General features: G+C 45.7%; 14 protein-coding genes. 7 read left to right on the forward strand and 7 right to left on the reverse strand.

Annotation, left to right across the window (positions count from 1 at the left end):
• Nucleotides 1-10: 10 nt before the first annotated feature.
• From hemJ to serB, 6 genes are all read right to left on the reverse strand, one after another.
• Nucleotides 11-445: a protoporphyrinogen oxidase HemJ gene (hemJ, locus tag PSBA01_RS07030; RefSeq protein ID WP_186473602.1), complete on the reverse strand. Its 435-nt coding sequence runs from the start codon at nucleotides 443-445 to the stop codon at nucleotides 11-13.
• A gap of 75 nt (nucleotides 446-520) precedes the next feature.
• The gene (gene bioB, locus PSBA01_RS07035) at nucleotides 521-1,633 is read right to left on the reverse strand and encodes a biotin synthase BioB (RefSeq protein WP_071002948.1); all 1,113 of its coding nucleotides are present in this window, start codon (nucleotides 1,631-1,633) and stop codon (nucleotides 521-523) included.
• A gap of 306 nt (nucleotides 1,634-1,939) precedes the next feature.
• Entirely contained in the window at nucleotides 1,940-2,446 is a 507-nt protein-coding gene (locus tag PSBA01_RS07040; protein WP_071002949.1) for an SCP2 sterol-binding domain-containing protein, read from the reverse strand.
• A gap of 189 nt (nucleotides 2,447-2,635) precedes the next feature.
• Nucleotides 2,636-3,028, reverse strand: coding sequence for an AciT family ciprofloxacin tolerance protein (gene aciT / locus PSBA01_RS07045; RefSeq protein ID WP_227517140.1), 393 nt, complete (start codon nucleotides 3,026-3,028; stop codon nucleotides 2,636-2,638).
• Nucleotides 3,029-3,311: 283 nt separating this feature from the next.
• The gene (locus PSBA01_RS07050) at nucleotides 3,312-4,319 is read right to left on the reverse strand and encodes a DUF368 domain-containing protein (RefSeq protein WP_186473604.1); all 1,008 of its coding nucleotides are present in this window, start codon (nucleotides 4,317-4,319) and stop codon (nucleotides 3,312-3,314) included.
• Between the two features lie 182 nt (nucleotides 4,320-4,501).
• Nucleotides 4,502-5,692, reverse strand: a complete 1,191-nt coding sequence (gene serB, locus PSBA01_RS07055) for a phosphoserine phosphatase SerB (protein WP_186473606.1) — start codon at nucleotides 5,690-5,692, stop codon at nucleotides 4,502-4,504.
• Between the two features lie 478 nt (nucleotides 5,693-6,170).
• On the opposite strand from serB, the gene PSBA01_RS07060 reads away from it, so the two are divergent.
• From PSBA01_RS07060 to PSBA01_RS07085, 6 genes are all read left to right on the forward strand, one after another.
• Nucleotides 6,171-7,631, forward strand: coding sequence for a hypothetical protein (locus PSBA01_RS07060; protein ID WP_186473608.1), 1,461 nt, complete (start codon nucleotides 6,171-6,173; stop codon nucleotides 7,629-7,631).
• A 183-nt stretch (nucleotides 7,632-7,814) separates the two neighbouring features.
• Complete coding sequence (locus tag PSBA01_RS07065; protein ID WP_057761656.1) at nucleotides 7,815-8,051, forward strand: PA3496 family putative envelope integrity protein; 237 nt, start codon at nucleotides 7,815-7,817, stop codon at nucleotides 8,049-8,051.
• 248 nt (nucleotides 8,052-8,299) lie between these two features.
• Nucleotides 8,300-8,857, forward strand: coding sequence for a UPF0149 family protein (locus PSBA01_RS07070; RefSeq protein WP_093069248.1), 558 nt, complete (start codon nucleotides 8,300-8,302; stop codon nucleotides 8,855-8,857).
• Between the two features lie 108 nt (nucleotides 8,858-8,965).
• Nucleotides 8,966-9,403, forward strand: a complete 438-nt coding sequence (locus PSBA01_RS07075) for a YbjQ family protein (RefSeq protein ID WP_186473610.1) — start codon at nucleotides 8,966-8,968, stop codon at nucleotides 9,401-9,403.
• Between the two features lie 77 nt (nucleotides 9,404-9,480).
• Nucleotides 9,481-10,014, forward strand: coding sequence for a YbjQ family protein (locus PSBA01_RS07080; RefSeq protein WP_186473612.1), 534 nt, complete (start codon nucleotides 9,481-9,483; stop codon nucleotides 10,012-10,014).
• 312 nt (nucleotides 10,015-10,326) lie between these two features.
• On the forward strand, nucleotides 10,327-11,250 hold the full coding sequence (locus tag PSBA01_RS07085; RefSeq protein WP_186473614.1) for a bile acid:sodium symporter family protein: 924 nt from the start codon (nucleotides 10,327-10,329) through the stop codon (nucleotides 11,248-11,250).
• Between the two features lie 166 nt (nucleotides 11,251-11,416).
• Here the strand turns inward: PSBA01_RS07085 and PSBA01_RS07090 are convergent, their stop codons facing one another.
• Entirely contained in the window at nucleotides 11,417-12,568 is a 1,152-nt protein-coding gene (locus PSBA01_RS07090) for a formate/nitrite transporter family protein (protein WP_228724531.1), read from the reverse strand.
• A gap of 290 nt (nucleotides 12,569-12,858) precedes the next feature.
• Between PSBA01_RS07090 and PSBA01_RS07095 the strand changes: the two genes are divergently transcribed.
• Complete coding sequence (locus tag PSBA01_RS07095) at nucleotides 12,859-15,792, forward strand: valine--tRNA ligase (protein WP_186473616.1); 2,934 nt, start codon at nucleotides 12,859-12,861, stop codon at nucleotides 15,790-15,792.
• Nucleotides 15,793-15,941: the final 149 nt, after the last annotated feature.

The following is a 15,941-nucleotide window of genomic DNA, read 5'->3' on the forward strand; positions in this document are numbered from 1 at the left end:
CGACTGGATTTTAGAATGGTTTAACGACCACTAAAATGACAATAATCACCAAGGCAAAAACAGGTACCTCATTAAACCAGCGCCAAAACTTATGGGATTTATAATGAGGGTTATCAATCAGTTTTTTGCGATAAAAGCCGCAAGCGCCATGATAGCCTGATAGCAGTACGACCAATAATAGCTTGACGTGTAGCCAGCCTTGGGTTTTATAAACATCCCAGCCCAGTCCTAGCATCCATAGACCGAAGATCCATGTCGCTATCATCGATGGCGTCATAATACCGCGATACAGCTTGCGCTCCATAATGGCAAAGCGCTCTTGGCTGATGCTATCGTCACTCATCGCATGATAGACAAACAGACGCGGCAAATAAAATATCGCCGCAAACCAGCAGACCACCGAGATGATGTGTGCAGCTTTAATCCAGTTAAAATAATCTGCCATTACTTAATCTCTTATTATCAGCCGTGTAATATCAGGCTTGTTTTCATACATTGTTGTTAGCCGCACACAGCCAAACTAATCGGCCAATACCATCTGCGATTGATGACCGCTCATCGCATCCATCACAGGCAATACTTTGGGCGCTCTTGGTGCGGCAAACTGCTTGGTGAGACCAAGCTCACGCATGAGTCTGTCGTCGCCTGATTGACTGGCATTACCCGTCGTCAATAACTTGTCGCCATAAAAGAAGGAGTTAGCACCCGCCATAAATGCCAAGGCTTGCTCTGAATCTGATAAGCTTTCACGGCCAGCAGACAAACGCACATAACTAGTCGGGCAGCAAATACGTGCCACGGCAATGGTACGAATCCACTCTAGCACTGATAACTGGCCTTCTGCCAATACTTTATCGCCAATCGGTGTGCCTTTAATCGGGACTAGCAGGTTAACAGGAATCGACTCAGGGGCTTTCGGCATTTTTAGGAGCTCATGCACCCAATCAATACGGTCATCCCGGCTCTCACCCATACCAACGATGTTACCACTACAAACATTGATACCAGAGTTGCGTACGTTTTCGATGGTATCTAAGCGCTCATCATAGCTACGCGTGCTGACGACTTGCTCGTAATAGCTGCGCGAGGTATCTAGGTTATGATTGTAATAATCCAGTCCTGCATCCGCGAGTTGCGCCGCTTGATTGGTATCGAGCATACCTAACGTCATGCAAGTCTCAAGTCCTAACGCTTTCACTTCTTTGATGAGCTCGACCACATAAGGCATGTCTTTGGCGCTTGGGTGTTTCCATGCAGCACCCATACAGAAGCGAGATGAACCGGTTGCCTTGGCGCGTTTGGCCGCGGCGATGACTTTATCCACTTCTATGCGTTTTTCTGCCTGCAGTTTCGTCGTATCGCGATGATGACCTGATTGTGAGCAATAGCCACAATCCTCAGGACAGTTACCCGTCTTAATAGACAGTAGCGTACTGATTTGTATTTCGTTAGCGACAAAGTGCTCTCTATGAATGGTCTGGGCTTTTAACAACAAGTCCATCAAAGGCAAATCAAACAACTGAGCGATGTCGTCACGACTGTATGTGCGAGCGGCTTTGTGAGTATCAGGTTGGCTGAGTAGGTCAGTTGTGCTATCGGCGTTTGGTTCAGAGATGCTAAGCAGTCCTGCCATAAGGTAAATCCTTTTATAAAATTAAATGGTATCAGGTAGTATCAATGTATGTGTCTTCAGGTAGTATCAATGTATGTGTCTTCAGGTAGTATCAATGTATGTGTCTATTGTCATTTATAAGGTAATAAAAAAGGTTGCCGTATAGTATACCGCAACCTTTTTAGAAAATCAGAACACTGCTAGAGAGCATGTATAATTGTCACAATAGCGCACATAAATAGCAACTATCTAGTTGATCCTATTTCAGCCATTTTACCAGTGAATATCATGCAATGCATTACTCATTTATAGGAAAGGATCAGCTATTTACTTGCCCAATTTATGCTTAGCAAAACCCACCCAGTGCTCAGCAAACTTCTGTGCTTTATACGCATAAGGCTTGGCTTTTTGGAGGTAGGGTTTACACTCTTCTGGAACAGCTGGCACGATATGCTTAGCAAGTTTGTTGAACCACATCATTAGGCTATAGTCACCCTCGATGCTTAGATTGCCTTCTTGCACGGCAGTCATAAATGCAGGCAAGCTACCTTTGGTCAATAGCTTGACGCCCGTCATAGAATCTTTGAAAGTAATGGTCAAATCTGCTGCTTTTGCATGACCACTTTGTTGACTAAATTGTCCATTATCAAAGCGAAAAGAACGCGCGATATCAGATTCGGTGCTGGCAAACTCAATCGTGACATTGCGATCGGCAAAGAGTGCTTTGACGTCTTCGTTGTCGCTATCAGCGAGCATGGACAGACGATAGCCAACCACGGCTAGCAGCGCATCTAATGGGTCAGATTTGATATCTAATACAGGAATAGTAAACATAGTGGAACTCCTAAAGAATGGGGCATAAAAATAAATCGTACTTTATACCAGTTTCTATGATAAATACATCATTAGATTATAACCTACTGAGTGATTTCAACTCTTTAGGAGTTAAGTAGAAAGCGTTAAGTATCTTGTAACATTAAATATCACTGTTATGGGTAGGGTATTCATATCAGTATGGCAGTATCAATGAAAGCGTGGCTTATAATCATCATCGTAAACAGGCGTATGTTCGACATAGCGAGCCGCTTCTAACTTGCGCTGCCGACTGACTGCATGACTCACATCCTCGTAGCGTAGTGCTCGGTATAGTACCCAGCCGGCCAAAGGTAACCAGCTGATTCCCATCGCGATGACGTAACGGTGCCATTCCGAAAGCGCAGACAGCATCGGACGACCTACCAAGATATTCTGTATCATCTCAACAGCCAACCAGTAGACCATACCACCAAATAGATATAGCAACAGCCAACGCTGCGATGATAGAGCGAGCGCCACGATCATACCTGCCAGTAAGCTATAGCCTAGCCATGCTGAGCTGCTCCACATCTCTACGCCAATAAAAGAAAAAATAGTCATTGCCATCATTCATCTCGCTATTCATAAGGTGAACTCCAATGAGACTATTATGGAAGGTTGCTGAGCAAAGCTAAAGAGGCGCTAGGCGACTTTGCGACAACCGTTGACGTTTGATTTTTTAGATTAAGGTTGCTTTTTTTTGGATAGCTTGTACGATTTTTAATCGTTAGCTGGTAGGCTAAGCGCCGCAAAAAAGGGCGCTTATATTGGGGAGGGTAGGAGCCGTTGTAATGGTTCAAACAGAGGCTTTTTAATCAAATATTTACACACAGAGGATCAACAGTTAAGCCTTATTGGTTCGTCTGCCCCACCAAGATAGTAACGACACCAAAATAGCACCAAGTAGCATAAGACCAACTGTGGTCAGCCAGTGGGGACCAGTAGGATACTGCCATGGCATAACGTTATTGATCGCCTCGCTGTTAAGAGCGCCTAATACATCTACTTTCCATGGCCATACCTTGACCAAAGAGCCGGCAATAAAACCGGTCAGCAATGCCAAGGTGGCTTGATAGTAGCGGGCTAATAACCATTTTAGAGCACGGGTAAATAATAACAATCCAGTTGCCATGCCCGCCATCACAGTTAATAGTACCGTAAAGTTAAGAGTATGCACGGCTTCCAATACGGTATCGTAGGCACCTAGCAACAACAATATAAAAGACCCTGAGACCCCAGGCAATATCATGGCGCAAATCGCAATCGCGCCTGCAAAAAATAAGTACGGTAAGCTAGGTGTCGCCGCGAGTAATGGCAGACTACTAATGACCACAGCAGCAATGAGTCCGGCAGCAAACAGCGCCACACGTCCTATATTCCAGCGCTTAATCTCACTTAATAAGATAAATACCGTTGCGACCACCAATCCAAAAAAGAACGACCAAATAAGCAGTGGTTGATTGTCTAGCAAATATTTGATAATACCAGCCAAGGTAGCAAAACTCGTCGCAATACCAAGTATCAAACACAATAAAAATGTCGCATCAACTTGTCGCCATACCGCAGCGAGTCCTTTGATTCCGCCGTCTTGTCGAAATATCTGCCAAAGGTTGGGGCCGATACTACTGAGCGCATTAATCAGGCGCTCATAAATCCCTGCAATCAATGCAATAGTGCCACCAGAGACACCAGGAACGATATCAGCAGCACCCATCGCCATGCCTTTGATATAAACCCCTAGCAGCTCTTTTGGGTTATTCGTATACACAGGGACAGAGACGGGGACCGTGCTTGCGTCTAATGGCTCTGCTACTGACGGCTGGTTTGGCCGTGGGGATTGTGGTGCCGTCATGAACAGTCCTTTATTATCTGAGAATAAATGTTATCTAAAAATAAATATCTGGCGTTATTACAACGAAACGTACTTAAAAATTAAAGCAACATCATTTTATGAAACATGTGTTAACGCATAAAAGCTGGCTTAATGAGACAGACATTAACCCAGCTTAACGGATGATATAGAATACTTAGCGATTACTGAGTAGGAGCGAGCGCTGGATAGCCAAGTGCATAAAGCGTCCCTTCAAGTCCTGTCACATTGATCGCGGCATCAGCACGTGCTTGCACGATGGGCTTGGCATGATAAGCCACTCCTAAATCGGCAAGCGCCATCATCGGCAAGTCATTAGCCCCATCGCCGACACAGACCACTTGCGACATCTCGATCCCCAAGCGCTCAGCCGTATGCTCGACAATCGCGGCTTTTTTGGCACCATTGATAATAGGAAGCTGTATGTGACCGGTCACTTTTCCTTCTTCGATGTCTAAGGCATTGGCATGGACTTCGTCAATCCCTAACTGCTCAGCGATATAGCGGGCAAAGTAAGTAAAGCCACCTGACACCAGTACCGTATGGTAGCCCAAGGCTTTTAACGCACTAATGGTGGTACGGGCACCGACCGATAACGTCAAGCGGTTGCAAATATCATCAAGCACATCGGTAGAGATACCTTTTAATAAGGCCACGCGCTGAGCAAATGATTCATCAAAGTCAATTTCACCACGCATCGCCGCCTCAGTAATGGCTTCAACTTGCTCACCAATACCAGCCGTTTTTGCCAGCTCTACAATGACCTCTTGTTCAATCAACGTCGAATCCATGTCAAAACAGGCAAGCTTGTGAGTACGTAGCATATGACCGACCGATAGGATGTGACAATCGACGATGTCTAGATTGCCTGTACTATCCGCACTGCGTGTGCGGTTGTATTCTTCAGACAAGTCATGGCGCAGACGAGTGGTCAGCTGATCGTCAATGATGTGAGCGGCGGCGGTCTTTTTGCCAGGGTGCATCAGCGTATCGGTCACAGGTACCAACAAATAGCGGTATACTTGAGCATTGGTAAAGGGCAGACGCTGTGCATCGGCTGCCGTTGGCTCTGTATCAGAGACCGTAATATTAACAAAGCTCGCCTCAGTATCCTCAGCGACCGTCACCAAATGCCAACTTGGCTGCTCATCGACCCAAGACTGAACATATTGATGAATGTCCATCGCTGATACTTGAGTAGGCAGCACGACAATGAGCGCAAAAACAGGCAGCGACTGTAGCGCATCAAAATCTCGCAGATTGGTATCATCAGGTAATAATTCTGCAATAGAGTCGACGGCTTGTTGCCATGCTTTGCTGTCTTTTGGTAACGAATAAGATGTATTTTTTGGCATGGCTCAATTGTCCCTTGTATGCTCATATAAGATTGGGAATAATAACAGTTTTACTGAGCAGCGCCTATAGATGACATGCAAAGTATCATGGGTGTTCAAAAATGCTTATCAGCGCCTAAAATCTGCTGAAATGCAACAAAGTTATTATGATAAATTTATAAATCGACTAACGCTATAAGACTTATTATGGTGATATAGTAGATGACTTAAACTGGCCCCTTGGTAACGATGCTGTGGCAAAAATAGCAGCGATAATCATGAGGCAGCGCGCGATAGTATCATCGTTCAAACTTAGCTCAATAAATAAGTGCCATTTTACATAGTAGCATTTTATATGATGACTGATTTCTATGAAATACTATCGATTTTCCGTGAATATCGATCAATATTCGCGCATTACAATTGTTCAAAAATTAGCCAAAAAATGAGCAATAGACTCGTTTTTTAATTTCTTTTCTCCAAAAAAGTTTAACATATCATGACGTATTTAGCGCCGCGGCAAGGGTTGTTTGCCATTATTCTTCTGGTTAGTTTTTGTTTGCAGACGCTGTTGTTGGTCATCAGTACCGACCAGCAGCTGAGTAAAAGTCGTGCGTTAAAAGGCGAGCAAATGGTCGCCCAGCTGATTGATGAAGCAAGGTTGTCTTTAGAAAACAAAGACCGTGTCAGTCTCAGTGTGATTGCTAACCGCTATACCAGCGAGCAGGACGTAACAAGAATACTGATTAAAGACAATAAAGACGATATTTTGGTGCCTGTGGGCAACGCACCGATGCAGCAAGGCGATACGATTCGCCAAATCGCAACTAACGGCGATGCGGTGATTGGTAGCGTTGCACTGACGTTAAAAGACGTTAGTAAAGGTGAAATCATCGCGATGCAGTGGCCGTTTGTGATTGGCACTATGTTGCTGCATTTATTACTGTGGTTAATCTACGGTTATCTTGCTCGTCCGACCAAAGAGCAAATCAGTGCGCTGAGCCGTAATATTCAGGACTTGTATCGCGAGCAGTACAGTCAGGGCGATCAGCGCGGCTACAGCCGTGACCTTGAGCGCGGCACAGGCGGCACAGTGAGTAACCCAGCTGATGGCCAACTATCTGGTGGTGCTTCTGAAAGCGTTACAGAGAATAAAGTAACGAACGCGCGCACATTCAACGTACACAACGAAGTCAACGAATATCTTAGAAATCAGCAGAACCAAGAAACTGGTGACGAAACTGGCAGTCTAATGGCTACGTCTGAAGGCGATATTGAAGACAAGGTTGTTAGCACCGCAAAGCGTCATAGTTCGCAATCTGGTGGTCAGACGTCTAAATTGTCTGCCACGCGTGCAGTCGATAGCGTGAGAGTGCAAATCGTCTTTCATGATGAATTCAATATGCTTGAGCGCCTTGCACCGGCGCAGCGCCTGCCTTATCTAGCGCTATGCACGCAGCTGCTCAATCAAGCGGTGACCGAACTACTCAAACAGCCATTACTACTGGGTGTCAGTGCGACCAATGAGGCACACTTTGAGGACGATGGTGCAAGCGTGGTGCTAAAAGCGGACAACAGCCATGCCAAAGTAGCACTGGCTGGGGTCATGCTTGCCAAGCTGTACTTGATGCTCAACAAAATCATTCATGACAAGCATATCGAGCTGTCGCGTTTTGCACTACCAGCAAAAGCAGGCGTGAGCGATGACGCACAGTCAGAGCCCATGACGCATCTACTAGAAAGCATCGGCAAAAAAGAGCAACTGTTGATATTGCTGCCAGCTGCTGGTCTCAAACAAATCAGTAACCATGTACAGGTCCATAGCATCATGCGTCCAACCACTGTCTACGAGCGCGAGTGTGCGATATTCGATGGCGGGAACGACTCGATGATTCAGCGTTTGGCAGATGTCCGTAATGCCGTGCTCATGATTGAAGACGAAGATGAGTCAGCGACATAGCAGTATTAACATGGGCCATTTATACTACAATTGTCCATTATATAACTGGTATCATAGTCTTGGTACTCAGGCTGAAATGTGACATATTAAGAAAAAGGATTGACAACATTCAATAGAGACTTTATAAGGCATATATATTGATGTGTTTTTAATACCCTTGCCTAAAAATGATAGGAGTTTGTCATGAGTGACGCTGATATTGACGACGATTTTGATGATGATTTTGTCGACGATGATGACGCAAAGATGGTTGAAGAAGCTGAGACAAGTGTACGTACGCGTTTAAGTAGTCTTGAGAAGCGTCGACTGATCGATAATTTGTTAGAAGAGAAGCGTTTGGCTAAAGAATTAAAAGATGATCTAGATGATATAGACAATTTTGATGAAGATGGTGATGATTGGGATGACGACGATTTTTAATTCATTGGCATCATTGTCTAAGCTGACTAAAGTCCTCTAATGATTGACCATCATCTAATCAGTCATATAGGTTGCCAGATGCTTATTACTTTTTATAAACGTGTGTAACCCGCTCTATTGAATGATATTTACGTTGTAAAGGCTGCTTGTTTTTCACTATTCAAGCAGCCTTTGTTTTAAAACCCTTTTGCCTTTAACCGATCGATCACTGTGATTGACGTTGGCTATCTCTCAAGGACTGTTAAGCCATGAATAACCAATTAAGTTTTGATGAACTGCTCGATTATTTGGACAACCAAGAGAGCCAGTTCGTGCTCGATAGTGTCGCCGCGCATGGGTTTTTGACAGCGACGGTCATTGGTCGCCCACTCCCTAACTGGATGGACGCGCTTTTTGAGGGTCATGTGAGTGAGATTCCAGAAAACGTCATCGATGGTATCAAGCGCTGGCGTGACTCGATCATGGCTGAGCTAAAAAACGAGACTCCGATTGAGCTGCCATTTGGTGAAGATGCTGGTGACGAAGAAGTGGCGGTTGATTTTTCAGATGAGTCAGATATCGTGGCTTGGTCGATTGGTTTTGTTGATGCCATGTATGGCGATGAAGCAAGTGATTGGTTTGAAGACGAAGAGACAGCAGAAGACGTGGCTGTGTTGACCTTACCAATGATTGTATTAAGCGGCATTGATGATGAAGATCCAGAGCTAGAAGCAATGCGTCGCGATGAAGATAAGATGGTTCAAATGGCCAACAGCATCGAAGGCAATTTGACCGAGCTGTTTTTGTTGTTTCATACCAATGACTAGTCATTCTAAAAGACAGTACTGCTGATAGTACTGTCTTTTATTTATACTGCATCATGCAGCTCTGGTCATTCTTTTAGATACATTATAAGTCACCGATAAGGTCTTACTATGGCTGTGCAACTCTCCAATCTTGAACACTTACCTAATTATCAAATTACCGAGCGCTTAGATGTTGTGTATGGCAGTACGGTGCGCTCAAAGCATGTGGGCAAAGACTTGTTTGCTGGGCTAAAAAACATCGTTGGCGGCGAGCTGACCGCTTATACCGAGCTGTTAGAAGAGTCACGCCAAGAAGCGATCGATCGCATGATTGTCAAGGCAGAAGCGCTTGGTGCTGATGCTGTCGTCGGCTTGCGTTTCTCTACCTCTAGTATCGCCCAAGGGGCTTCTGAGCTGTTTGTTTATGGGACAGCGGTCAAAGCGGTACCAGTATCGCAGCAGTTCCAGAACCCACCAAGCGATAATCACTATCCGTCCGGTCAAACACCCAACCCTCAAGTCCAGACTGCGCCAGAGGATTTACCGCGTTTTAATCCTTTTGGTTGATCTTAGCGCTTTAAAAGCTGTAGCACTAAAAAAACAATGTTAAAAACCGTAATGATTTTTATAATGAGAAACGTCCCATGAATGACTCACTCACGCAAGTGCTTATCAATTATGGGCCGTTTATCTTTTTATTCGCCGCTGGTTGGTTTTTTGGGTCGCGTCACGAGCGTCAGCATTTGGCACAGCTAACAGTAGCAGAGCAGGCGCTAGGGGATATTACGGTTTCAAGCGAGCGTTTCTACCGTCCTGAGCTGGCTGTCGGTAGTGAGGGCGCGCTAGTTCTTGGCAGCGTCGTTATTGCTCAAGATTACTTTAAGATGATTATTGCTCGCGTGCTTAGTCTCTTTGGCAAAAACCTAACCACCTATGAGACCCTACTTGATCGCGCGCGCCGTGAGGCAATCGTCCGTATGCGTGCACAAGCAAAAGCCAAAGGCTACACTCATATTTATGGTGTACGTCTAGAAGTCACTAACATCAACCAATTGGGCAGTATGGTAGAAGCCATTGCTTATGGCACGGCGGTCATCAGTACTGATCACACACCTATCGTTTCTGCTACACACACATCGCCTGCACGTGTACCTTCTGCACGTCCTAGCATCTCTTAATACCTTGTAGCACTGCTATTTAGATTCTCCTCTGTGGTTGTCGCAGCACAAAACCCAACGCTGACTGACCAGTAGTCAGAAAAATCAAATACATACACTTTTACAACGATATACTGACTTTCAATGTTTCGACATTTTTCGGGTGTATGTCAGTAGTGATGATTCCAAAAAGTGTTGTGTACAAAGTGTCGTATAAAAACGCTGACAATGTCGGTGGCTTTTACCCAAGATATCAGCAGGATTGGCTGATTGAGCATCATAACGTTGTCATAAACCTGCCCGTGTAAGGGTTCTATCTACAAGGATGTAGTTATGGAAGGTGTGGAGTTAGTCACGTTTGTCAATTCAAAAGTCATTCCCATTAGTATTTTTTTGATTATGATGGGAATGGGGTTGTCCTTAGTTACCAATGACTTTAAAAGAGTCGTCAAATATCCCAAAGCAGTCGCAATCGGACTGACCAATCAGCTACTATTTTTGCCATTGGTCGGTTTTGCCTTGGCAACTTTCATGTCACTCGAGCCTGAGTATGCCGTTGGCGTTATGCTGCTAGTACTGTGTCCTGGTGGCACGACATCTAACTTATTTACTTATTTGGCAAAAGGGGATGTCGCGCTTTCGGTCACGATGACGGCGATCGCCAGTGTTATCACCGTCTTTACCATTCCTATCGTGCTGAGTTTTTCGCTCGTGTACTTCATGGGTGCTGGTAGTGAGTTTCAGTTGCCAGTTGCCAAGACCATGATCAGCTTGATTACTCTGACGATACTGCCAGTTAGTATTGGTATGCTCATCAAACGCTATGCGGCAAGCTTCGCCGATAAGGCACAGGTGATGGTGTCTCGTTTTGGGGTGATATTTTTGAGCTTCTTGGTAATTTTCTTAGGATATGTGCAACGAGATATTTTGGTCGAGGCCTTAGTTGCCACTGGCCCTGTGTCGCTCATATTGAACGTATCGACGATGGCGCTTGGTTATTACACCAGCAAATGGTTCGGTCTAAATCCTGCGCAGAGAAGATCCATCACGATGGAGGTGGGGCTACAAAACAGTACGCTGTCGATGTTTATGGCATTGACGCTGCTCGCTAACTATAAGATGTCGTTGACTCCAGCTATTTATACGCTAATCATGTTCTTAACCGCAGGTATCATGGTCAGAGTATTTACCGCGCAACACAATAAAGCGAATAGAGTCGAAAGAGAAAATAGCGTATTGGCTGCAAGAAGAATGTAGTTTAATCAGAATGTAAGCCGCAGTGCATTGCTAAGTACGCAGTGCACGACCCAATAAAATAAGCCCACAATATACTTTCTATGATGAGAGTTATTGTGGGCTTTTATATTTATCATGGTTTCTTAAAGTGTGTGGGTTGATTCAATACGGATAGCAGCGCTCAACGCTAAAATCTGCGCCTGTCTACTTCTGCTCTTGCCTCAGCGGCCTGCTCTTTGACTCTTTCAATTTCAAACAAGAACGTGCGGTTTTTGAGTACCGCGACAAATACTACGCCGCCGACCGTATTACCCACCAGTACGATGATTAAAAAGATAAGATAGTGCCATAGGCTGACCGTATTGCCATACAACAATGCTGAAAACACTTCGATATTGCCAACGATACTGTGATGCAGACCCAAAAACCCGATACTACCAGTGATAATGGAAACCAAAACAATACGGCTAAGGGTATCGCGTGCAGATGTGACTAGCCATGCCGCCACGCCCATCATCCAACCTGCCAGTACCGCACTACCAAATATGACCCACCATTCAAACCCCAAGATATGCTCAGCGTAAGCATCGATAGCATGGTCGGTAAACAGATGCATATGCAGCCCCAAACCAATCATCAAGGCAGCAAACAAACAGCCACCGACGATATTACCAGCGATAACGATGCCCCATAGACGCAGCAGCTTATGCAGTGGTTCAATCTTGTTTAGCACAGGTAGACTGAGGAGGGAGGTCTGCTCAGTGAATAATAACGACTGACCAATCACCACGATAATAAAGCCGATCGGATAGAGCAGGGAGGACAGTACCATCGCATAGCGACTCGGCAGCACATCATTAAGTAAGGCAAACGCCGATAAAATCACAAAAAAGCTGATACCAATCTCAAGCCCAGCCGTAAAGGCGCTGGTAAACAGTGAGCCAAGCGAGCGTTCAAAAGTTTCTTTGGCATGGATGACTTGCTCGACCAAGATACTGGCGTAGCTTTTTGCTTGACTTAGATTATCATCACCGGCGACCTTTTTGATGGTTTCCTTATCTTCTTCGCTGATCTCTTCTGGCAAATCATCATTGTCTAAATCTTCGGTGGCTTTTATATGATCATCTGCGTGGCTATGCGTATGAATATCTGTATCGTTGTTTTCAGGAGTGTGGCTGTGCTGTAGCGTATGACTGTGCGTCATATTGTCTTTTTTATGATGATCGCTTGCATCATCATCCTGAGATGAATGACTGGTGGTACTCACGCGCGCGCTATCTGGTAGGATATCCTGAGCATCCTGACGACGGCTTTGGTTAGGTGTGTTATTTTGGGACAAGGGTGACTCACTGTTGGTCGGCTGGTATATGGATAGAGCTGATACAACGCTATCGATGCTATTTTAGCGTATGACTGTGGTAGGTTCTGTTGAGTGTTTAACCAATTGGGGTTATTAATTGTTCGATAACGGCATGAAAAATGACCTTCAGGCTTTATAAATTGCCTTACCATCTAACAAAATCTGCCTATCTGCGTTAAAATCACTCTATTCATTATTTTCCTAATTTTTATATTCTCTTTAATTCAATTAACTTTGATCACATTCAATCAATAAAAGATAATGCCATTATGAGTAACCACAACCTAACTGCCTCTATTCAAGCGGCACTCAATCAATTAGAAAACGCCTATAACCCTGCACAAGTCGAGGCAGGCATGTATCAAGGCTGGGAAGAAAGCGGTTATTTTGCCCCAACATTTGACAAAGATGAGTCGTTTTCTATCGCGCTGCCACCGCCAAATGTCACGGGCTCGCTGCATATGGGACATGGATTTAACAACGCGATCATGGATGCGCTCACGCGTTTCCACCGCATGGATGGCGACAACACGCTGTGGCAACCAGGTACGGATCATGCCGGTATTGCAACCCAAATGGTCGTTGAGCGTCGCTTGGAGGCGCAAGGCATCCGCCGCCGTGATATGACACGTGAAGATTTCATCGATAAAGTGTGGGAATGGAAAGAGGAGTCAGGCGGCAGTATCACTAGCCAAATTCGTCGTTTGGGTAGCTCGGTTGATTGGTCGCGTGAGCGCTTTACCATGGATGATGGTCTGTCTAACGCGGTAAAAGAAGTATTCGTACGCCTGTTTGACGATGGTCTTATCTATCGTGGTAAGCGTTTGGTCAACTGGGATCCAAAATTCCAAACTGCGCTGTCAGATCTTGAAGTCGAAAACCACGATGAAAAAGGCAGCTTGTGGCATTTCCGCTACCATTTCACCGATAAAGACCTAACCACTCAAGATGGCAAAAACTATCTGGTCGTCGCCACCACCCGTCCTGAGACACTCCTTGGCGATACGGCGGTCGCCGTCAATCCTAGCGATGAGCGTTATGCACATTTGGTCGGCAAAACCATTACTTTACCGATTACGGGTCGCGTCGTGCCTATCGTCGCTGATGACTATGTCGAGAGCGACTTTGGGACGGGGTGTGTCAAAATTACCCCAGCGCATGATTTTAACGACTATGAACTAGGTCGTCGTCATAGCTTGCCATTGATTAACATCCTTGATGAGCGCGCCAATATCTTGCCTGCGATGGAAGTCTATCCTGACTTGCAGACACGTGAGCCAGAGTTAGAAACCACGCCTAGCGAGTATGCCGGACTTGAGCGTTTTGCCGCGCGTAAGTTCCTTGTTGAGCAAGCAGGCGATCAGGGCTGGCTAGAAGACATCGAGGACTACGCACTTAAAGCCCCACGTGCTGAGCGTGGCGGTACGATCGTTGAGCCATGGTTGACCGATCAGTGGTATGTCGCGGTCAAGGAGCTTGCCAAGCCTGCGATTGACGCGGTAGAAGACGGCAGCATCGAGTTCGTCCCTGCACAGTACAAAAACATGTATATGGCATGGATGACCGATCTGCAAGACTGGTGCATCAGCCGTCAGCTGTGGTGGGGTCATCGTATCCCTGCATGGTATGACGATGCGACAGGTGAGATTTATGTCGCACGTGATGAGGCGGAAGTACGCACTAAATATAACCTAAGCGACGATGTCAAACTGCGCCAAGATGATGATGTGCTCGATACATGGTTCAGCTCGGGTCTATGGACGTTCAGTACGCTTGATTGGGCAGACGTCAACGCCGATCCACGCGTGATGGACACCTTTCACCCAACCAGCGTGCTCGTGACCGGTTTTGACATTATCTTCTTTTGGGTAGCGCGCATGATTATGATGACCATGCACTTCGTGAAAAACGAAGATGGCACGCCGCAAGTACCGTTTAAGACCGTCTATGTGCATGGTCTGGTACGTGATGGTAATGGTCAAAAAATGTCAAAATCAAAAGGTAACGTCTTAGATCCGATCGATCTAATCGACGGTATTGAGCTAGAAGCGCTGGTCGAAAAACGCACCAGCAATATGATGAACCCAAAAGACGCGGCGAAGATTGAGAAGCAAACGCGCAAAGAGTTCCCAGAAGGCATCCCAGCTTACGGTACGGACGCACTGCGCTTTACCTTTACCTCATTAGCCAGTACGGGTCGCGATATCAACTTTGATCTGAAACGCGTTGAGGGCTATCGTAACTTCTGTAATAAAATCTGGAACGCCAGCCGTTTTGTCCTCATGAACTGTGTCGATGGTGACAGCAATGCCAAGCCTATCGACCAAACGGCGAACCCTGACGTATGGGAACTACCAGAAAAATGGATCATGAGTCGTCTGAATTCTAGCATCAAAGATATTCATCAGCATTTCGCCCAGTATCGTCTCGATATGGTCAGCCAAGATATCTATGAATTTATCTGGAACGAGTACTGTGATTGGTACGTTGAGCTTGCCAAAGCCAGTCTAAATGATGACTCGGTGACGGATGCGCGTAAAGCGCAAATCCGCTATGTACTACTGCACGTATTAGAGACGGCGCTACGCTTCACTCATCCAATCATGCCGTATCTGACTGAGCAAATCTGGCAGACCATCGCGCCGCTACTGGGTCGCAAAAACACCGACAGCATCGTGGTCGCTGACTATCCACAAACTGATGCCAGTCAAATCAGTGAGCAGACCGAAGCGGATATGGCATGGTTACAAGAACTCATCGCGAGCGTCCGTAACATCCGTGGTGAGATGAAACTGGGTAACGCCGTACGTCTGCCAGTACTCTTACAAAACGTCTCTGCCGATGAAGAAGCGCGTCTATCACGTATCAAAAACCAGTTCAAAGCGCTTGCCAAAGTCGAGAGTTTGGATATCGTCAAAGAAGGCAATGAAGTGCCACTATCGTCATCAAGCATGGTCGGTCAGCTACGTGTACTCGTACCGATGAAAGGGCTGATTGATCCAACGGCTGAGCTATCACGTCTGGACAAAGCGCATGAGAAGCTACAAAAGCAAGCCGACGGTATCGCGCGCAAGCTGGGTAATGAAGGCTTTGTCAGTAAAGCGCCAGCGGAGGTGGTCGAAGCAGAACGCGCCAAACTGGCTGAGCTAGAAGGGCAGCTCGATACGATGAATGCACAGATTGAGCAGTTAAAGGCGTTGTAATTAGCATAGAAATATCTGCATAAGTAGAAAACGCCGTCACGATTGTGATGGCGTTTTTTATTGTTTACTGATTAGTTCGCTAAACAACTCTTAGTTTTAATAAATACTGAATATTTGTGTGCTATTATACAATATTTATTTGGTACTAA

The sequence above is a fragment of the Psychrobacter sp. KCTC 72983 genome, assembly GCF_014280455.1.
Taxonomy (GTDB): Bacteria; Pseudomonadota; Gammaproteobacteria; order Pseudomonadales; family Moraxellaceae; genus Psychrobacter; species Psychrobacter pacificensis.